Annotated in this window: 17 protein-coding genes; 9 read left to right on the forward strand and 8 right to left on the reverse strand. The window is 46.2% G+C overall.

The features are described 5' to 3' along the window. Nucleotides 1–6: 6 nt before the first annotated feature. Nucleotides 7–417 (reverse strand): Pepco domain-containing protein, encoded by a 411-nt coding sequence (locus QUA27_RS04560; protein WP_333066626.1) that lies wholly within the window; start codon nt 415–417, stop codon nt 7–9. A gap of 337 nt (nt 418–754) precedes the next feature. On the opposite strand from QUA27_RS04560, the gene ispG reads away from it, so the two are divergent. Both ispG and ctpC read left to right on the forward strand, forming a co-directional pair. Then, nucleotides 755–1,975 carry a (E)-4-hydroxy-3-methylbut-2-enyl-diphosphate synthase gene (gene ispG, locus QUA27_RS04565; RefSeq protein ID WP_333066627.1) on the forward strand — a complete coding sequence of 407 codons (1,221 nt, stop codon included), beginning with the start codon at nt 755–757 and terminating at the stop codon, nt 1,973–1,975. 306 nt (nt 1,976–2,281) lie between these two features. Further along, nucleotides 2,282–3,637: a carboxyl-terminal processing protease CtpC gene (gene ctpC / locus QUA27_RS04570; RefSeq protein WP_333066628.1), complete on the forward strand. Its 1,356-nt coding sequence runs from the start codon at nt 2,282–2,284 to the stop codon at nt 3,635–3,637. A 316-nt stretch (nt 3,638–3,953) separates the two neighbouring features. On the opposite strand, the gene QUA27_RS04575 is transcribed toward ctpC, so the two are convergent. Continuing rightward, a complete protein-coding gene (locus QUA27_RS04575) occupies nt 3,954–4,160 on the reverse strand; it encodes a DDE transposase family protein (RefSeq protein ID WP_190733905.1) in 207 nt (68 codons plus the stop codon). Nucleotides 4,161–4,459: 299 nt separating this feature from the next. On the opposite strand from QUA27_RS04575, the gene QUA27_RS04580 reads away from it, so the two are divergent. Continuing rightward, a complete protein-coding gene (locus QUA27_RS04580) occupies nt 4,460–7,030 on the forward strand; it encodes a heavy metal translocating P-type ATPase (RefSeq protein ID WP_333066629.1) in 2,571 nt (856 codons plus the stop codon). A 334-nt stretch (nt 7,031–7,364) separates the two neighbouring features. Here the strand turns inward: QUA27_RS04580 and QUA27_RS04585 are convergent, their stop codons facing one another. Beyond that, the gene (locus QUA27_RS04585) at nt 7,365–7,712 is read right to left on the reverse strand and encodes a hypothetical protein (protein WP_333066630.1); all 348 of its coding nucleotides are present in this window, start codon (nt 7,710–7,712) and stop codon (nt 7,365–7,367) included. 105 nt (nt 7,713–7,817) lie between these two features. On the opposite strand from QUA27_RS04585, the gene tmk reads away from it, so the two are divergent. The 4 genes from tmk to QUA27_RS04605 all read left to right on the forward strand — a co-directional run bounded on the left by tmk (nt 7,818) and on the right by QUA27_RS04605 (nt 11,714). Then, a complete protein-coding gene (gene tmk / locus QUA27_RS04590; protein WP_333066631.1) occupies nt 7,818–8,486 on the forward strand; it encodes a dTMP kinase in 669 nt (222 codons plus the stop codon). Nucleotides 8,487–8,727: 241 nt separating this feature from the next. Then, complete coding sequence (locus QUA27_RS04595; RefSeq protein ID WP_333066632.1) at nt 8,728–9,690, forward strand: DNA polymerase III subunit delta'; 963 nt, start codon at nt 8,728–8,730, stop codon at nt 9,688–9,690. Between the two features lie 39 nt (nt 9,691–9,729). Continuing rightward, complete coding sequence (gene msrA / locus QUA27_RS04600) at nt 9,730–10,203, forward strand: peptide-methionine (S)-S-oxide reductase MsrA (protein ID WP_333066634.1); 474 nt, start codon at nt 9,730–9,732, stop codon at nt 10,201–10,203. Between the two features lie 674 nt (nt 10,204–10,877). After that, the gene (locus QUA27_RS04605; protein ID WP_333066635.1) at nt 10,878–11,714 is read left to right on the forward strand and encodes a metallophosphoesterase; all 837 of its coding nucleotides are present in this window, start codon (nt 10,878–10,880) and stop codon (nt 11,712–11,714) included. A gap of 89 nt (nt 11,715–11,803) precedes the next feature. Here QUA27_RS04605 and rppA read toward each other — a convergent pair whose 3' ends face one another. From rppA to QUA27_RS04620, 3 genes are all read right to left on the reverse strand, one after another. Continuing rightward, nucleotides 11,804–12,490 (reverse strand): two-component system response regulator RppA, encoded by a 687-nt coding sequence (gene rppA / locus QUA27_RS04610; RefSeq protein WP_190659991.1) that lies wholly within the window; start codon nt 12,488–12,490, stop codon nt 11,804–11,806. Nucleotides 12,491–12,542: 52 nt separating this feature from the next. After that, on the reverse strand, nt 12,543–13,193 hold the full coding sequence (locus QUA27_RS04615) for a glutathione S-transferase family protein (RefSeq protein ID WP_333066636.1): 651 nt from the start codon (nt 13,191–13,193) through the stop codon (nt 12,543–12,545). A 153-nt stretch (nt 13,194–13,346) separates the two neighbouring features. Beyond that, a complete protein-coding gene (locus QUA27_RS04620; protein WP_333066637.1) occupies nt 13,347–13,604 on the reverse strand; it encodes a hypothetical protein in 258 nt (85 codons plus the stop codon). 198 nt (nt 13,605–13,802) lie between these two features. On the opposite strand from QUA27_RS04620, the gene hisG reads away from it, so the two are divergent. Beyond that, nucleotides 13,803–14,447, forward strand: a complete 645-nt coding sequence (gene hisG, locus QUA27_RS04625; RefSeq protein ID WP_015174599.1) for an ATP phosphoribosyltransferase — start codon at nt 13,803–13,805, stop codon at nt 14,445–14,447. Between the two features lie 157 nt (nt 14,448–14,604). Here hisG and QUA27_RS04630 read toward each other — a convergent pair whose 3' ends face one another. Continuing rightward, nucleotides 14,605–16,062, reverse strand: a complete 1,458-nt coding sequence (locus QUA27_RS04630; RefSeq protein WP_333066639.1) for a response regulator — start codon at nt 16,060–16,062, stop codon at nt 14,605–14,607. A 226-nt stretch (nt 16,063–16,288) separates the two neighbouring features. Beyond that, complete coding sequence (locus tag QUA27_RS04635; protein WP_333066640.1) at nt 16,289–18,502, reverse strand: ATP-binding protein; 2,214 nt, start codon at nt 18,500–18,502, stop codon at nt 16,289–16,291. A 528-nt stretch (nt 18,503–19,030) separates the two neighbouring features. Here QUA27_RS04635 and QUA27_RS04640 point away from each other — a divergent pair. Then, nucleotides 19,031–19,393 (forward strand): helix-turn-helix domain-containing protein (locus QUA27_RS04640; protein WP_445251469.1); only part of this gene is annotated, 363 nt, incomplete at its 3' end.

Raw genomic sequence — 19,393 nt, forward strand, 5'->3', positions numbered from 1 at the left:
CTCACCTTAAGACTTCCGTTTAAATCTCAACAATACAGTTCTGGTATCTGCAACTTTCGCCCCCAGGCCGACTAAACTGAAAGAACCCTCGGCGTTAATCGCAACGGATAAATCAATTTCAGATAACTCGATCGATTTCATGTCAGCTTCCGCATCTGCACGGGTGAACATTTGATCGACCGTTTGCATCAAGTCAACCAATTCTTTTTCTAATTTTTTGATACTGACATTGTGAAGTCGCAAGCTATCAACCGCTTTTGCCGCCTGCTTTTGGCTAGCCTGATTTGGCTGCGCGTCCCAAGCATCACTCCAGTCCACGCCTATATGTCCCCCATTCTTCGCACCGTCATCATCAGGTGCATCAGGAGACTCATCCGAAGTATCGGCGGTCACAATCCAAATCGTTTCATCTGGCATAAGTGTTTAAGACTCCAAACTATCGAGATATTTTTGCTAGATGCGATCGCCCACAATAATCTTAGATTATACCTAAAATTTATCAACCGTTAAACCAGCCCCCGGATTCATCTGTGGAGTGGGTATCCTGGCCGCCCGGAATGTTAAATTTTAATACTAAAAAATCGATCGCCCGATCGCCCAAACATACATAATGTGACTTACAAGTTCGATCGTACTTATATCAAAAATCCTAAATCCCAAAACCTCATTGCCCAAACAGACCCTTTCTGTGCAAACCTAAAAAACAGCAGACACAATTTTATAAGCTCTAATTACAGAACACTAGCAACCAGTTATGCAAACTCTGCCGAACCCCACTAAAACTCCCACCAGCCAACCGATTTTCGACACCACCATCAAACGCCGCAAAACCCGACCCGTCAAAGTCGGTAGCGTCACGATCGGCGGCGGCAACCCCGTCGTCGTACAATCGATGATTAACGAAGACACCCTCGACATCGACGGTTCAGTCGCCGGAATTCGGCGCTTGCACGAGATAGGCTGCGAAATCGTCCGCGTCACCGTGCCCAGCATGGCCCACGCCAAAGCCTTAGCCGAAATCAAGCAAAAACTGCACGCCACCTACCAACCCGTGCCCCTAGTTGCCGATGTCCACCACAACGGCATGAAAATTGCCCTGGAAGTGGCCAAACACGTAGACAAAGTGAGAATTAATCCGGGACTTTACGTGTTCGAGAAGCCGAAAGCCGACAGAAGCGAATACACTGACTCCGAATTCGCGGAAATTGGCGAAAAAATCCGCGAAACCCTGGAACCTCTGGTGATTTCCCTGCGCGACCAAGGCAAAGCTTTGCGAATCGGCGTCAATCACGGTTCCCTCGCCGAACGGATGCTGTTTACCTACGGCGACACGCCCGAAGGCATGGTAGAATCCGCCCTGGAATTCATCAAAATTTGCGAATCCCTCGACTTCCGCAACATCGTGATTTCCCTCAAAGCCTCCCGCGCGCCCGTGATGGTGGCTGCTTACCGCTTGATGGTGCACCGGATGGACGAACTCGGCATGGATTACCCGCTGCATTTGGGCGTCACGGAAGCAGGAGACGGCGAATACGGCCGCATCAAATCCACCGCAGGCCTGGCACCTTTGTTAGCTGACGGTATCGGCGACACCATCCGCGTCTCGCTGACAGAGGCCCCAGAAAAGGAGATTCCCGTCTGCTACAGCATTCTGCAAGCCTTGGGACTGCGGAAAACTATGGTTGAGTATGTCGCTTGTCCTTCCTGCGGTCGCACTTTGTTTAATTTAGAGGAAGTATTACACCAAGTGAGAGAGGCGACGAAGCATCTCACGGGTTTGGACATAGCAGTAATGGGCTGTATTGTCAATGGCCCGGGAGAAATGGCTGATGCTGATTACGGCTACGTCGGGAAGCAACCGGGTTATATTTCGCTGTACCGGGGCCGGGAAGAAATTAAGAAAGTCCCCGAAGACCGAGGTGTGGCAGAATTGATAGACTTGATTAAATCGGACGATCGCTGGGTTGATCCTTAGCCGATTCTTTCTCTGTTGTTAGAGTTCGACAGTCCGACAGTCCAACAGTCCGACAGTCCAACAGGGGTTTAAACGCCTGTCTCATAGCTGAACTCGGTTTCAACCGACTGAAGAGCACCCTTCTCAAAAGCTGCAGGGCCTGTTCCAAAAAGAATGAGTGTTCTATTCAGGGTGGGAACCCTCACGGGCCCCTGAATAGAACTCGGCAAAGTGGAATAATATATGTACGCCAAACGCGAGCCGGCCTTGCCTGTGTTAGATTGAGCGTAATTATTCTGAACTCTTTTCCTCCCGCGCGTCAGACAAATGGTTATAACAAAACGAGGGCTTGTTCTAAGTGCAGCAGCAGTGGTACTCACTGCTGTAACTCTTGCGAACACTGGTTGCAGTTCTAAATCTCTGGCTTCTTTTCGGGGAAGCCCTAAAGAGTTAGTTGATGAAGTTTGGCAGATTATTGACAAAAGTTATGTGGATGGCACTTTTAACCAGGTGGACTGGAAAGCGGTGCGGAATGATTATTTGAACCGGACTTATACCAGCGACGAGGAAGCTTACAAAGCAATTCGGGAAATGCTGAAGAAGCTGGACGATCCTTATACGCGGTTTATGGACCCTCAAGAGTTCAGAAATATGCAGGTTGACACTTCTGGGGAACTCACAGGAGTTGGGATTCAGTTGACTCAAGATGAGGAAACCAAAAAGTTGGTGGTGATTTCGCCGATCGAAGATACCCCTGCTTTTACTGCTGGTATTCTGGCAAAAGATATTATTACTAAGATTGACGGCAAGAGTACCGAAGGCATGGATACGAATCAAGCGGTAAGTTTGATTCGCGGCCAGGTGAATACTGAAGTGACGCTGACCATTTTGCGGGGAAGCAAGGAATTAGAATTTAAGCTGAAACGCGCTAAAATTGAAATTCATCCCGTGCGGCAGTCGGTGCAGAAAACTCCCATCGGAGAAGTCGGCTATATTCGTTTAAATCAGTTCAGTGCGAATGCTGCATCGGAAATGCGATCGGCAATTAAGGATTTGGAACAGAAAAAGGTAACGGGCTATATTTTAGACTTGCGTTCCAATCCCGGCGGGTTGCTGTACGGAAGTATTGAAATTGCTCGGATGTGGCTCAAAGAAGGTACGATCGTCTCGACGGTCGATCGAGTCGGTGAAGCGGATAAACAAACGGCAAACAAGGCAGAGCTCACAGACAAACCGCTAGTTGTACTGGTAGACGGCGGTTCCGCAAGTGCTAGCGAGATTCTATCCGGTGCTTTGCAAGACAACAAACGCGCGGTTTTGGTGGGAACAAAGACGTTTGGTAAAGGTTTAGTTCAGTCAGTACGCGGCGTGGGAAATGGTGCCGGTTTGGCGGTGACAATTGCCAAGTATTTTACTCCCAACGGCACTGATATCAACCACGCCGGGATTGAACCGGATTTTAAGGTAGAACTCACCGACGCTCAAAAACAGGAATTGAGGCGCGATCGCGATAAAATTGCTACGGCCGCCGATCCGCAGTACGCGAAAGCTATGGAAGTTTTGACAAAGCAAGTTACTGGTAAAACAGGGAACAATAAGGCGGAGTCGAAACCGAATGCAGCGCCCCCTAAACCGAATGCGGCGCAAGCAAAACCGAGTGCAGCACCTTCTAAATCTAGGTAAAAAACCTGTGTAGGGTTTCAGTTAAAAAAAAGCATTCGGGGGAAGATTTACGGCTAAAAGCCCAGATTTTAAACTCGAATGCTTCGCTGTTTTTGGCAATTCGTCCGGTGCAACCGAAATTTATATAATTCATCTGCGTTAATCTGTGTTTATCTGCCCTCATCTGCGGTTAAAAGAAGAGAATGTAAACCGCAGATGACAAAGGATGGACGCAGATTCACGCAGATGATGAGAAGAGAGATATCAAGAATTCCAATGCTAACAGATTTGAGATCGCGTTAGCTTTCGCGATGCGGAGGAAAGTAATAGTAATTCGTCATTGCGGCTGGCATTTGCCGGCACGAATTAATCCGATGCGGCGGGCGATGGCATCTTCGGCAGAATCGTAAGGACCCCACTTTTCAATAATACTGGGGTTTTGTTCTTCGAGTTGCGCGATCCTCTGCGAGGGTTCTGCCAACGGCAAAATCTCGCAATTACCCGCAGGACGTTTGACAATATAAAATTTTGGTGTTTCTGTCATAGCTAAATTCGTCACATAAAAGCTGGATACTAACTAGGCAATTGGCTCATTATATCAAATAGGGAAACGGCAATGCCGTGTCCCAAGTGTGTCTTAGCATTAAACTCGCCGTCCTACAGTAGTTTAAACCCCTCCCCGACTGCGGATTTAACCGCCTGCAACTAATAAGAATTAAAAAAAACTAACACTTTGGGAAGATGCCACAATATTTATCTATGATAAAAATATAGACATTTGTCTAAACAGTGGATTAAACCCTTTCTGAAGTGGCGAAATATTCTAATCAATACCAAAAAACCATGCAATTTCTACCCAAAACAATCCCCGAAATTCAACCAGAAATCATATCAGTTAAAGAATCACCGCCAGAACTTGTTACTTTCGATGTCGGCGGGATGAAATGTGCCGGCTGTGCGAAAGCTGTGGAACGCCAACTCATGCAATATTCAGGCGTAATTTCAGCTTGCGTTAACTTGGCCGTAGAAGTCGCGACGGTTGAGTGTCAACCGGGGGCTGTCGATGCAGAGGCTTTAGCGAAAAAGTTGACTGATAATGGATTTCCCTCTCAGTCTCGTTTAGGTGAAAATCAGCGAGAAGCAGAAGCGGCAACAAGTGAACGGCGGCGGCAAGAAATTAGACAGCAAATCAAGCAATTGACGATCGCCCTAATCCTAATTATTTTATCCGGTTTAGGTCACGTACTCGGCACAAAAGCCCCAGTTCTCAGCAATATTTGGTTTCACTGGGGACTCGCCACCCTAGCTTTGCTGCTACCGGGCCGTTCGATTATCGTTGACGGGTGCCGCAGTTTGTGGCGAAATGCACCCAACATGAATACTTTGGTAGCTTTAGGCGCTGTCACAGCTTACACCGCTAGCAACGCGGCGCTGCTGTTTCCACGCATGGGATGGGAATGCTTTTTTGACGAACCGGTGATGCTGCTGGGCTTTATTTTGTTGGGCAAAACTATCGAACAGCAAGCCAGACGGCGCGCGGCATCAGCTTTACAAGCTTTAATCGCATTGCAACCGGCCAAAGCCCGCTTAGTTGATTTTAAACTTTCGAGTTTAGATTTGCGATCGGAAGAATTGCCTTTAAACTCGACATCAGAGGTCTACGATCCACAATACATTGAAATTCCCGCCGATCGCGTCCGAGTCGGAGAATGGCTGCAAGTTTTGCCCGGAGAAAAAATACCAGTAGACGGTGAAGTCTGCGAAGGCAAAACAACCATAGATGAGTCGATGCTGACTGGCGAATCGATGCCGGTTTTGAAGCAACCAGGAGATACAGTTGCCGCCGGAACTATCAATAAATCCGGGGCAGTTGTGATGCGCGCAACTCGCACCGGTAAGGAAACAACTGTAGCTCAAATGGTGGCTTTGGTGCAGGCAGCCCAAACTCGCAAAGCGCCGATTCAAAATTTAGCTGATACTGTGGCGGGATATTTTGTGTATGGGGTAATGGGGATATCGGTTTTAACTTTCCTATTTTGGTATTTTGCCGGCACTCATATTTGGCCTTCTGTCCTTTTAGGACACGGGGCAATGGATATGGGACACGGGGCAATGAATATTGGAAATCAATTGCCAATTATTCATTATCAATCGCCTTTGCTGTTAAGTTTGAAATTGGCGATCGCAGTTTTAGTCATTGCTTGTCCTTGCGCTTTGGGACTGGCTACTCCAACTGCAATTTTAGTCGGTTCTGGCATCGGGGCGGAGCGCGGGCTTTTAATTCGCGGTGGTGATGTTTTAGAACGGGTACATCAATTAGATACGGTAGTTTTTGACAAGACTGGCACTCTGACAACCGGAAATCTCACACTCACAGATTATTTGCCGGTTTTCCAGAATTCGGAGTGGGATTTGAACTCAGATATTAATGTTGGAAACAAACAAGATGTTTGTTCCACAATTGATGGAGTTTCTGGCAACAGCCAAGATGCCTATTCCACAATTGATGGAGCTTCTGGCAACAGGCAAGATGCCTGTTCCACAATTGACTCAAAACTGCTGCAAATTGCGGCGGCGGTGGAAAGGGGCGCTTCTCATCCCATCGCCGCAGCGATTTTGCTGGAAGCTCAACAGCAAGGTTTGCCGCTGCTAGCTGCTGAGGATTTCTGCACGGAACCGGGCTTCGGGGTTTCTGCTTTGGTGGAGGGCCGGCGGGTGTTCGCGGGGAATGCTGAGTGGATGAAGGGACAGGGGGTGGCTGTGGCGACGGAATTGTCGGGGTCTTTGCAAGGCAAAACGGCGGTTTACGTGGCTTCTGGGGGCGTTTTGCTGGGGGTAATCGGGCTAAAAGATACTCTGAGGCCGGATGCTAAGGCTGCGGTGGAACGTTTGCGGGGCATGGGATTGCGGGTGATGATGCTGACGGGGGATACGGCGTCTGCGGCGGCGGCGACGGCGCAGCAGCTAGATTTGACGGCGGCTGATGTTTTGGCCGAAGTGCGGCCGGAGGGCAAGGCGAGGGCGATCGCGGCTTTGCAAGCCCAAGGCTGTAAAGTGGCTGTGGTGGGAGATGGTATCAATGACGCGCCGGCTTTGGCTCAAGCTGATGTCGGTATCGGTTTGCACTGCGGTACTGATGTCGCGGTTGAGACTGCTCAAATTGTGCTGATGCGAAATGCTTTGATGGATGTTGTTGAGTCGATCGAGCTGGGACGCGCTACTTTTAATAAGATTCGCCAAAATTTATTTTGGGCTTTTGGTTACAATACTCTGGGAATTCCGGTTGCAGCGGGTCTTTTGCTGCCTGCAACCGGAATTCTACTCAGTCCTGCGGCGGCCGGAGCATTTATGGCGTTTAGTTCTGTTAGCGTGGTTACCAATTCTTTGCTGCTGCGACGAGGATTTCGAGCTTAAATTTAGGGATTGCAGATAAAAGTGGGAGGTCAATCGATTTTAGATTTTAGATTAAAGAATTGAAGCATTGACCCCACGGATAAATTCGGGGGGCAAGTTTCATCGGATACAGGTTTTTTATTTCTCCACGGAGGAATCCGGGGGTTTATATCCTGGATGCTTTCGGTCATCGGTCATTAGCTAGAAACTAATGACTAATGACCTCCTCCCAAGAGGGAGACAAACCCCTCACACCAGGAGTCGAGAGCCAAGAAGTTTCCACGTTAGTTAGAACCCCCTGATTCATCTGTAGAGTCAAGCGAAAATCTCACACCTCAAATTGAGTGACTGATGGCTACAGTGCCATACTTTCCAAAAGTCGCCAGTTATTGTTGTTCATAATTGAACGACTCACTAGCTCGAACATTTGACGGCAGTGGTTGTTAGTTTGCAGGGGCAGTTCTTCGTTTTTAATCACGAAGTTCATGCGAACCTCTGAGTCGCTGGCCGTGTTTTTCTCAATTAGGACTTCTGCGGTGACAAGTTTGGCAAGGGAAACTTGACCGGGAAGCTCGCGAGCCATGACGGAATCTCCTGTATTGTAGATAATATCAAGATTGCATGACTCTAAAATTTCAATCAGGGATTGACGGAGACGGTCGATCGGAACGGCAACGATAAAAAAACCAGTATAGCGAGCCATAGACAACTCCAGCCGTGAGGCATTTAGACTTTATTATCATACCGAACCTAGAACAGATGAACAGAACAATATGGATTTATTTTATTCAGGTGGAAAGTTAGGGCAATGAAGGGCAAACTTATCGTGTTTGAGGGGGTTGAAGGTGCGGGTAAAACTACGCAAATGCAGCGCTTGATACATTTCTTGCAAGCAAGTTGCTGTCTGAGAGTCCGCTTGGTGGCTACTCGCGAACCGGGGGGTACTGAGTTGGGAAGGGGACTGCGACATTTGTTGCTGAAACAAGATGGGGGCGAATCTGTATCCGATCGAGCAGAATTACTTATGTATGCTGCCGATCGCGCTCAACACGTCGAAACTTTTCTCAAACCCGAGTTATCGAAGGGAACGATTGTTTTATGCGATCGCTTTACTGACTCTACGATTGCTTATCAGGGCTACGGCCGCGGTCTTAACTTAAATTTAATTAAGCAGTTGAATGACATTGCCACCGGCGGCTTGGAAAGCGATCTGACTTTGTGGCTGGATATTAATGTGGAAGCGGGTTTGGCGAGGGTAAGGGCCCGGGGAGGGTGCGATCGGATCGAGCAAGCAGATTTGAAGTTTCACCGCCTTGTACAGCAAGGTTTTGCGGAGTTAGCCCAGGAAAATAAATCTCGAATTGTCCGGATAAATGCCGATTGCCCTGAATATGAAGTCGCTCAGGAAATTCAAACTATTGTAACTCGCAGGTTAGAAGCTTGGGGATATTTAAATAATACCTCTTCTGAAAAATAGCGCTAGATAATGTGTAGAGACACGGCAATGCCCTGTCCGCCTCCAAGAACTTACAATTTAACATTCTTAACTCAAAACAATTATTTAGCAGTCCCTTAAACCACAATAACCTTTTGGTATTATAGTAGCCGCGCCGACGGTTAGGATGTACTTAAGTCTAAAACACTAGATTTTCATCCTTCATCCTTCATCCGTTACATCCGTTACATAATCCGTTGCCGAACTTCCTTCTTCCGCAAACATGAATTATTTCACATCATTAATCGGACAAGAGCGACCAGTAGAATTGCTAACACAAGCAGTAGAGCGAAACCGAATTGCTCCTGGTTATTTATTTGTCGGCTCTAACGGCATCGGCAAAAGTTTAGCTGCTCAGTCTTTCATCGAGCTTTTATTCTCAGCCAATCTTGCCGAAACCCGATTAATAGCCTCCGTGCAAAATCGCGTGAGGCAGCGAAATCATCCAGACTTGCTCTGGGTAGAACCAACTTACATGAACCAAGGTAAACGGCTTACGCCAAAGGAAGCAGAGGAAGCCGGTTTAAAGCGGAAAGCCCCCCCACAAATTCGCTTAGAACAAGTTCGAGAAATCGGTGAATTTCTCAGCCGACCACCGCTAGAAGCTGGGCGTTCAGTCGTAGTTTTGGAACAGGCAGAAACAATGGGTGAGGGAGCCGCTAACGGCTTGTTGAAAACATTGGAAGAACCGGGAAAAGCAGCGCTAATTTTAATTGCTCCGACAGTGGAAGCTTTGCTGCCAACTTTGATTTCCCGGTGTCAAAAAATCCAGTTTTCTCGGCTGAATACCCAAGCAATGGCACAAGTTTTGCAGCAAGCCGGATTTGCGGAGATTTTGGATCGTCCGGAGGTACTGGGGATGGCTCAGGGCAGTCCTGGGGAGGCAATTGCTATTTGGCAGCAACTGCAATCAATACCAGAGGATTTGCTGCAAAAGGTGAAGCAGTTGCCTCAAAATCTGCGGTCTGCTTTGGAATTGGCCAAGGAAATTGATAAAACTTTAGATACTGAATCTCAGTTGTGGTTAATCGATTATTTACAGCACTGTTACTGGCAACAATTTTTGGCAGGGAGAATTAGCAGATCGCCCTTAGAGCCCTTGGAGAAAGCACGACAATATTTGCTAAACTACGTACAGCCGCGATTAGTTTGGGAATGCACGCTAATGGGAATATGTCAAGCATAATTTAGTGCCGAGTTTTATCCCAATACGATGAGTAACACGATGGAAAAAGCCACATTTGCCGCCGGTTGTTTTTGGGGAGTTGAACACAAGTTTCGCGCCGTTGCAGGTGTCGTCTCGACTGCTGCGGGCTATACAGGAGGTCACTGGCCGAATCCTTGCTACCTGGATGTTTGTGCTAGAGTCACCGGTCACGCTGAATCTGTGCTGGTAGAGTACGATCGATCGCAGGTGAGTTACGAAGCACTGCTAGATGTATTCTGGAACTGTCACGATCCAACCCAAATCAATCGCCAAGGCCCCGACAGAGGCGAACAGTACAGATCTGTAATTTTTTATCACAATTGGGAACAAGAAAAAGCCGCTCGCGCCTCTAAACAAAAATTGCAAATTTCCGGTAAATACGACAAAGATATTGCCACCGAAATCAAACCTGCTGGTGAATTTTATCTTGCCGAGGATTACCACCAGCAATATATTGAGAAGAAGCGGCATTCGTCAAAAGTTATTAGTTAACAAGTAGACAGACGCGACCAAAAATAAAAAATCTTAGGGGCGAGTAACGCAATAATATATACTAACCAGAGTTTATTATTAATGCAAAACCCGGTCTGTCTCAAGCCATGTTTATTTCCACCTATAGCAATCCTTGCGAGAGTCGTAATTCTTTTACCCCACCCCAGCCCTCCCCGCGAGTTCGGGGAGGGAGTAAGAAATTCACAAATAATTTAGGATCGCAATACTCAGTAATAAATCATTAGTGATGAGATAGTGTTTGGTAGGAGCAATCCCCCCGTAGTAAGCCTATGCGATGGGGATGCGAGACAAATTTCAGCTTTGACAATTGCTAAAAGAATATAGATGCGGGGTTGGGAATTCCAGTCTGAGGATGATTGATAGCGTTTTAAACAGATTGTTACGCAAGTTTTAATTTTATAAAAATGCTGTAGTAGTTGGGTGCGTAAGACCCAAACAATTTTGAAAGAAAGCCTAAATGAAGATTGGGAATTTCTGTTTCAATTTTCTTGAGTAATCCCAATTTTTCCGTCCCGGACTGTAGTCATTAGTCAGCAATTAGTAGTCATTAGTCAGATGACCGAAGGAAAAGGGAAGAATATCTAGTTTTGCAGTATTGCTTGTTTATTTGCTAAGCTAAAGGTGGCCCTCTGTCATCGATAAACTTTAGATTTATGCACAGGTTATTAACTGGGAAACTGCGAATAGAGTATTTAACGATACCAATCGCTAATCTTCCAGCAAATCTATCCGGTACTAAAATTGTACAGCTTACTGACTTTCACTATGACGGGGTGCGGCTGTCGGAATGGTTGCTAGAAGAGGCGATTGCGGCAGCAAATGAAGCCGAACCAGACCTGATTTTTTTAACGGGTGACTTTATTACCTACGATCCCGCACCTATTTACACCTTAGTGCAGCGATTGAAAAACTTGCAAAGTCGGGTGGGAATTTACGCGGTTTTGGGCAATCACGACCACTATTGGCAGGGGGCAAAAAAAGAGGTTGCTAATGCTTTAAATAGTGTCGGCATTAGGGTTTTGTACAACGAAGCAATCTATCCTTTGGGATCAGAATTGGCTTTAGTTGGGTTGGCAGATTTTTGGTCGGGCGATTTTGCGCCTAAACCTGTAATGGCATCAATAAATCCCGTGATTCCTCGGATTGTCTTGTCTCACAATCCTGATACTGCTGAAAAGCTGCAAAATTGGCGGATTGATTTGCAGTTGTCTGGGCACACTCACGGCGGTCAAATCGTTATTCCCGGTATCGGGCCTTTGTACGCTTGGGTCAGAAAAATTGGCTATTTAATTCCTCAACCAATCCGAAAGTTCATTCCTTTTCTGTCGGCTTGCGATCGAGTAGTTACTCACTGGGAATGGGCTAGCGGTTTGCATCAGGTGGGGAGTAATTTGCTGTACGTGAATCGGGGTTTGGGAACTTATTCGCCGGGAAGGCTATTTTGTCCTCCGGAAGTGACAGTAATTACTTTGGTTTGTCAAGAGAAGTAAAGGCGGGTTTAGGGTGCATACTTTCCCGGTAACAGATAATATCGCAGAAAGAATAACGAATAAGGATTTTTGTACAATTTCTATTATTTTTAATTAGCTTCTCCAAAGCGGTAGCCTCTGCCGTAGACTGTGTGAATTAGCACCGATTCGCCCGGGGCTTCTATTTTGCGGCGCAGCAGGCGAATTTGAGCGGCTAATACATTGCTGCTGGGTTTTTCTGCTTCACTCCACAAATACTGGTGGATTTGTTCGTGTGTTAGCAATTGACCCGTATGGCGCATTAAGTATTCTAATAACTGACATTCTTTTTCAGATAAATCAATTGTGCGATCGCTCCTATAAGCTAATTGATTGTCGTAGTCTAGCTGTAAATCTGCAACTTGCAGCCGCCCGACAGCAACCTCGGCATCAATAGTAGGAGGCCGCCGCAGCAGTGCGCGGACTCTGGCTAGGAGTTCTCGCAGTTCAAAAGGTTTGACTAAATAGTCGTCTGCACCGGCGTCGAGTCCTTGTACGCGATCGTCTACGGTATCTTTGGCTGTGAGAAATAGCACTGGCGTACTCCTTCCTTGCGATCGCAACTTCTGGCAAATTGCGAGTCCGGTTTGTCTCGGCAGCATCCAATCCAAAATTAGCAAATCGTAATTTCCCTGCATTGCTAAATTGCTGCCACTTGCTCCGTCAAATGCCACATCAACTGTATAACCTTCGCGGGTTAAGACTCGACTCAAAGGGTCAGTTAACTCAACTTCATCATCAACTAAAAGAATCCGCATCCTGATTTCAAATTTGAGATTTGAGATTTTAGGTTAAGTAAACTAATTTTTCCTAGATTTTAATGTGTGGAATACTTTCCGTTTCGCTGCAAGCTGCTGCTACCCATTCCTGGATTGCAGGCAAGGCCAAAATCGCATCCGCATAAGCTTTTGCTGATGAATCTAGTTTGACTCCGTAGGTGACAAAACGCATGACAACGGGGGCAAACATAGCGTCAACAATTGTGAATTTTCCGAACAGCATATTGCCGCCTGTCCCGAATTTGTGGCGGCATTCGCGCCAAATGGTAAAGATGCGATCGATCTCTGCTTCGACACCGGGAGTCATCCCTTCTCCCGGATAGCGGTTGCGACAGTCCATCGGCATATTTTCGCGCACATTTTGGAACCCCGCGTGCATTTCGGCGGCAATGGAACGGGCGATCGCCCGTTCCGCTACATCTGTCGGCCACAAATCATTTGCAAAGCGATCGGCAACGTATTCGCAAATTGCTAAAGATTCCCACACTTTTAAGTCACCGTCGATTAAAACTGGCACTTTTCCCGAGGGAGAATAGCGCCGAATTTCCTCATTGGTTGTCGGCCAGTCTAAGGGGATTCTCACCTCGGCAAATTCCAGTCCAGCTTGTTTCATCGCCAGCCAAGCGCGCAGAGACCAAGAGGAATAATTTTTGTTGCCGATTACCAGAGTCAATTTGGTCATAGTTTAGCTTTCAGCTATTTGCAATCGCCCGTGCAATTTTAAGTTTTAGAGTTGAATACACAAAGGCGTGATACACAATGACGAGCCTCTTCGAGGGCTTCGCTAACGGGCGCTCTGCCCGTTTTCTGCACCAGCCTCTGCAAGCATTTTACATTAACAGCCTCCCACCGTTCCGCGTTTTTCTGCAAACTGCGATCGGGGGGCGCGATCGAACACGCTTGATTGCACATGGAGCGAGAAGCCTCTGTCCCTGGGAACGCTAGCCTGGTTAGCGCTAGGTACAGCTACTGTATAGTCCATTTCTTCCCTCTCTACACCACCGCCTGAGAGGATTTCATCTACTGTAATCTTTTTCAGGGAATCCGGGTCTACACTGTGAAAATTTTCGTCAAATTCTTGATGGTTTTCCATACCGACCGCCGTTTAAAAAATTGACTCAATAAAAAATTACTAAATATAATATATCCTCAAACAATGGATCGAGCCATACCCGAAATTTATTTTTCGCTCTGAACTGTATGTGTTATTCTGAGTTTGGTAAAAGCTGTTTCTGCTTAGGCCGCGATCGCCCCCTTTCCAAATTAAGAAATTTACCCTCTAAAAATTGACATGATTACTGTTGCACTTCCCAAAGGTGGATTGTTAGGAGATAGCATTCGGCTGTTTAAATCGGTTGGATTAGACTTCAGTGCTTTTCTCGATTCCTCTAACCGACAACTTCAAATTTATGACCCGACAGGAACTGCCAAAGCTTTGCTAGTAAGGACGCATGACGTACCGGTTTATGTGGAATACGGTCAAGCAGATTTGGGAATTGCTGGCTATGATGTTTTGCGGGAAAAAAAGCCGAAAGTTGCCAATTTAATTGATTTAAAATTTGGTAAGTGTCGGCTGTCGGTGGCAGTGAAAGAATCTAGTTCTTACCGACGAACGGTGGATTTGCCTCCTCACGGTAGAGTTGCTTCTAAGTTCGTACACTGTGCAAGAGAATATTTTCACAATTTGAATTTGCCAGTGGAAATTGTGCCGCTTTACGGTTCTGTGGAGTTGGGGCCGATTACGGGTATGTCGGAGGCAATTGTGGATTTGGTTTCGACTGGCAAAACTTTGCGGGAAAATGGTTTGGTGGAAATTGATGTTTTGTTTGAAAGTTCGGCTTATTTAATCGGTCATCCTCTGAGTTACCGTTTGAATGCGGGGGGGGTGAATGAGTTGATCGGGAAGTTGAGAGAGCAAGTTTTGACGGCTGTTTGATCCGCACTCCAATTAGAGTAGACTTATTGGATAAATCTTTCATTGAGAGGGAAAGCACAGACGCAACGCAGAGGCAAAGCAGGATAATTAGCGACTTTTTCAATATATCTAAACTATTGTGGGGTGGGCACGCGAGCCCGCCCTAAAAGTTAAATTTTTATGAAGTGCTATTTGCAGGTAGAAAACCTAGTTTTTCCTGGCAGCGATTTATATAAAAACGGACGACTGTATCAGCAGGGTTTTGTTCGATTAGTTGCTGAAAATATCCCAAGGCTGCGACAAATCTTTCGGATTGCCATCCTTGAATTCCTTTGTCAAATAAACCCTGGGTAAGCTGCTTTGCTTCAGAGTCGGGACAGGAGGCTGCCCAGATTTCGTAGATTTCAATAGCTTGCTGCTTGCCGCGCGGGGTTACTCGATCGATCCAGCGATAGTAATAATTATTGCTGGGCAAATGGCTGTCAGCAGCAGTCGCCCCAGAAGTAGAAATAATACTCTCCTGTGTTTCCATTTCTAAGTCGCATTTTAATAATAGACTTTCTTTTGAGTGGGAGTTGGAACTGATGCCATTTAGAAATTCTCTCGCATGAACGATCGCATTTTCGCTAACAATAATTTGGCAACCGTATATTTTAGTTAAATTTTCTAACCGAGAAGCTGTATTTACCACATCGCCGATGACTGTAGAGTCCATGCGGCGATCGGAACCCAAAGTGCCGATCATGCCGATACCTGTGTTAATTCCTGTACCAATATTGACGGGAGATTCTAAATTGTATTTGTGGCGACTGGCATTAAATTCTTGCAAAGTTTCTTGCATTGCTACTGCGGCTTCTATCGCATCCATGGCGTGAGAATTGGGCTTGTCAAATACTGCCATGATTGCATCGCCTAGGTATTTGTCAATAAACCCACCGTGAGACGTTATGCACTCGTTCATTTTAGTAAAAAAAGCGTTCAACCATTCAAAAGTCTCGCGAGCTTGTTGAGATTCGGCGATCGTAGTAAACCCGCGAATGTCGCAAAATAAAACAGTCAGCTCTTCTTCTGTGACATTGCCCAACTGAATAGATTCTATTCCTTGCGGCGCAATTCGCTCTAGAAGTTGCTCTGGCACAAATAGCTGAAATTTTTCTGAAAGATATTCGTTGGCTTCCCAAGCTGCGGCGATTTGGCGTTTGCTTTGCTCTTTGACTTCCTGGTGGAATTGGGAAGATACAGCTTGCGATCGCATTTGACTCAACTGCAAAATATTTTCCACTTTTGCCAGAAGCAAGCGACTGTTAAAAGGCTTTGTTAAATAATCATCTGCCATCATTTCTAACCCTTTGATGCGAGAGGTATCGTCATCGAGGGCAGTTAAAAAAATCACCGGTACAGTTTGCAATGCCGTATCCTTCCGCAGGCGATCGCACACATCAAAACCGTCCATCTCCGGCATCATAATATCTAGTAAAATTAAATCGGGTCGAGATGCGCGGGCGAGGGAGAGCGCTTCATCGCCAGATAGTGCTGATACTGTGGTGTATCCTTTCATGAGCAATAACTCTTCCAGTAAAGTCAGATTAGCTGGCTCGTCATCAACCAACATGATGCAGGGCGACTTGTTTGACATGGAATATGATCTAATATATTGAATTTAGCTCGGGAGTTGCGCGTGGGGAAGCTCTAAAACTGGTTGATACGTATATTTATCGTTACTAAACTCGATATTTTTCGTAGGAACCGGCTTTCGGAGGCAAGTGCGGGCAAGTCATATACATATTTATCTACTCTTGAGTTTAACCTTTGTTGTTATCAATTATCATAAATGGCAGTGCTGGAACGGCAAATAATTATTGTTAGCCCAGAAAAGAACGGACAGTAGCGATCGTCAAATTCAGATCCAGCGGCTTACTCAAATAACCAGAAGCGCCAGCTTCCAAACATCGATCGCGATCGCCAGGCATCGCCATCGCCGTCACCGCAATCATCGGTACCGACTCCCAGACAGGATCTGCTTTAACTCGACGCATCAACTCAAATCCGTCAACATCCGGCAACTGAATGTCCATCAAAATCAAATCCGGCAGCAACTCCGGGGCCGCAGAGGCGGCGAGAATACGATCGGCCATCGCCTTCCCATCCGCGAGTATCTCTACCCCGTACCCCTCCAATTCCATCACCTCAGAAATTAACATTTGGTTAAAAGGCTGGTCTTCGACAACCAAAATCCGCTTCCTGGCAATTGGTAAAGCAATCGCAGAAGCAGGAACTAACTTGGTATCCAAAGCACAAGAAGCAAAGTTTCCCAACTGTTGACGTATCTCCGTCAAAGGCAGCCAAACGCGGAAAAGACTTCCCCGATCGCAAACTGATTGAAAAGAAACAGTTCCCCCGTGCAATTCTGCCAGACGCTTAGTCAAAGCCAAACCCAAACCTGTACCTTCGTGCCTCCGAGTCAGGGAAGAATCCACCTGTTGAAAAGGTCGAAATAACAAGTGCCAGCGGTCTTGAGGAATGCCGATGCCGGAGTCTTTCACCTCAAAACAAAAATAAGGAGTGCTGGCATTTACAGGAGAACAATCCGGTCGGTAGTCGCCGTCTATTTCGCTGCCGTAGGCCAGACGCCCGCTGAGTTTAACTTGTCCCTGTTCGGGGGTAAATTTTATGGCATTGGAAAGTAAATTAATCACAATTTGTCGCACTCGCCGTTCGTCGAGCCAAACTTTAGTAATACGGTTGTCGAGTTCTAAAGACAAACCGATTCGCTTTTTGTCGGCCCGTGGCTGCATCATTTTCAGACAGTCTGTCGCGAGTTCTTGAACACGAACAGGCTGTAAGTTTAGTTCTACTTTCCCCGCTTCAATTTTAGAAAGATCGAGAATATCGTTAATTAGCTGCAACAAGTGCTGGCCGCTTTTTTCGATCAGTTCTAAATAGTTGATTTGTCGATCGCTCAACTGTCCGGCTGTTTGCCGCATCAGCAAGTCAGAAAAGCCGAGAATGCTGTTGAGAGGCGTCCGCAATTCGTGGGACATCGAGGCTAAAAACTCGGATTTCAACTGAGAAGAATACTCTAATTGTTCGTTAACTTGGCGCAGGTTTTCTTGTGTCTGAGCTCGCTCGATCGCCGCCCCCAGAGTCCGGCAAGCAGCCTCCAGCACTTCTTGGTTGAGGGCGGTTTGCAGTTTTTTGACGTTGCGGGACTCCAGCGTCAGTACGCCGATAATTGTACCGTCGGTGGCTGCGATCGGAAAAATGCCCAGTTGTCCAATTCCCGGATGCCGAAATTCCGGCACAGCATTGGGATGTTGGGCATAATCCTCTACGAACAAAGGTTTACGAGTTTTCACCACTTCCCACAGCAAACCGATGCCGTAGGGAATGCCTTGGTCGAGCAATTCTTGCATTCCTGCGACTACGGGTTCCCCGTAAGTAGCCAGAAATTGACTAGAAATGTGGTTGGAAATCGCCGCCGCTTGCCGATCGTTTCCCTTGCCGTTAATCACCTTGACATCTCCGAAAGCTGCATTCATTGCCTCTACTAAATAGGTGAGGGCAAACTGACCTATTTCTTGCAAACTGTCAGACTTTTGCAGGCGTTCGGTTAAACCTAAAAGAAATCTCAGCCGCCTGACTTCTGCGTTCAAGCTAGCTTGGGAGTTTTGGTATACCGTAACGTCTCGAAAGGTAAACAGCCGTCCGCCGCTGTTGGTAATCGTCGCGCACACCTCCAAACAAACCGCATTGGATTGCTCGAAATAAAATGATAAACTTTCATGCTTAGATGTTTCGAGTGCTTGCTGAAACTCTTGCCACTGTTGAACAGACAAGTAACCCCGATCGACAATTTCGGCAAACAGCAAGTGGCACTTAGGCTTTGTTTCCAGCCATTCTGGGGACAGTTCCCAGATTCCCGCCAATTTTTTGTTAAACAAAACTAAGCAGTCAGACGAGTCGAACAGAGCGATCGCATTGTCTACTTGGTTGAGAATCAGTTCTTGGTCTGCCCTCAACTGGTGCAAGTCTCTCTCCATTTTCTCTGTGTGTGTAGCTCTTAGTTTCGTTGTCATAACTTTCTAGGGATATGGCAAGAGTTATTTTATAACCCCTTACTTAATGTGACATAATTTTAGGTTTTTGGGCAGTGAGGGCGATCGATCGGCCTTGTGATCTGAGACACTTGCTGGTTTCCGAGGGCGATCGGAACCCGCTTTGAACTGCGTCGGCTACATTGCTTAATCATCAGGCAATAAGGAGGGAAATCCTTATGACAGAAGCAGATTTTTTTAATAACAATGCTGTCGAAGTTGATGGCATCTGGCTTGAAACTATTGTGTCCAACCCTGTGCTAAATTGACCCATCATAATAAAAACTAATTCCGCCGATAAGAAATCAGCATATAGCAATCCTAAATAATTGGTGAATTTCTTACTTGAACCCAACGGGTTCGGGGAGGGTTGGGGTGAGGTAAAAAATTTACGACTCCTGCAAGGATTGCTATATAGCAATCCTAAATGATTCGTAAAAACTTATAATTTATAATAGTTAAACCGTGTGTTAATATTTAGATTGGGAATATAACGTGAAATAGAACAATATGTCTGAGCAGCAAAATCTCAAAGAATTAAGTGATTTTATCGAGAGCAATCCCGCTCCTAGAGAACAGAAGCGAGCCATAGCTATAATGATGTGGATTGAGGGTGTGCCTTGTTCTAAAATTCAAAAAATATTAAATGTATCAGCAGCATTTATCAGTCAATGTAAAGCAAAATTTATTAAGAATGGGGTTGAAGGATTAAGACTGAAACATCAAGGGTCAAAAGCCTATCTAAGTCAATCAAAACGAACAGAGATTATCAAATACTTAGATGCTAAAGAATTTGTGAGCCTACAGGAGCTTCGGGAATACATAGAAGACAAATATGATGTTCGTTTCAAATCCAATCAAAGTTATTATCAA

Origin of the sequence: Microcoleus harperi Pol14_C6 (assembly GCF_036701295.1) — a bacterium.
GTDB lineage: Bacteria > Cyanobacteriota > Cyanobacteriia > Cyanobacteriales > Microcoleaceae > Microcoleus.

Coding starts and splice junctions, on each gene's coding strand:
- QUA27_RS04560 (WP_333066626.1), bottom strand. CDS start 417: ATGCCAGATGAAACGATTTGGATTGTGACCGCCGATACTTCGGATGAG.
- ispG (WP_333066627.1), top strand. CDS start 755: ATGCAAACTCTGCCGAACCCCACTAAAACTCCCACCAGCCAACCGATT.
- ctpC (WP_333066628.1), top strand. CDS start 2,282: ATGGTTATAACAAAACGAGGGCTTGTTCTAAGTGCAGCAGCAGTGGTA.
- QUA27_RS04575 (WP_190733905.1), bottom strand. CDS start 4,160: ATGACAGAAACACCAAAATTTTATATTGTCAAACGTCCTGCGGGTAAT.
- QUA27_RS04580 (WP_333066629.1), top strand. CDS start 4,460: ATGCAATTTCTACCCAAAACAATCCCCGAAATTCAACCAGAAATCATA.
- QUA27_RS04585 (WP_333066630.1), bottom strand. CDS start 7,712: ATGGCTCGCTATACTGGTTTTTTTATCGTTGCCGTTCCGATCGACCGT.
- tmk (WP_333066631.1), top strand. CDS start 7,818: ATGAAGGGCAAACTTATCGTGTTTGAGGGGGTTGAAGGTGCGGGTAAA.
- QUA27_RS04595 (WP_333066632.1), top strand. CDS start 8,728: ATGAATTATTTCACATCATTAATCGGACAAGAGCGACCAGTAGAATTG.
- msrA (WP_333066634.1), top strand. CDS start 9,730: ATGGAAAAAGCCACATTTGCCGCCGGTTGTTTTTGGGGAGTTGAACAC.
- QUA27_RS04605 (WP_333066635.1), top strand. CDS start 10,878: ATGCACAGGTTATTAACTGGGAAACTGCGAATAGAGTATTTAACGATA.
- rppA (WP_190659991.1), bottom strand. CDS start 12,490: ATGCGGATTCTTTTAGTTGATGATGAAGTTGAGTTAACTGACCCTTTG.
- QUA27_RS04615 (WP_333066636.1), bottom strand. CDS start 13,193: ATGACCAAATTGACTCTGGTAATCGGCAACAAAAATTATTCCTCTTGG.
- QUA27_RS04620 (WP_333066637.1), bottom strand. CDS start 13,604: ATGGAAAACCATCAAGAATTTGACGAAAATTTTCACAGTGTAGACCCG.
- hisG (WP_015174599.1), top strand. CDS start 13,803: ATGATTACTGTTGCACTTCCCAAAGGTGGATTGTTAGGAGATAGCATT.
- QUA27_RS04630 (WP_333066639.1), bottom strand. CDS start 16,062: ATGTCAAACAAGTCGCCCTGCATCATGTTGGTTGATGACGAGCCAGCT.
- QUA27_RS04635 (WP_333066640.1), bottom strand. CDS start 18,502: ATGACAACGAAACTAAGAGCTACACACACAGAGAAAATGGAGAGAGAC.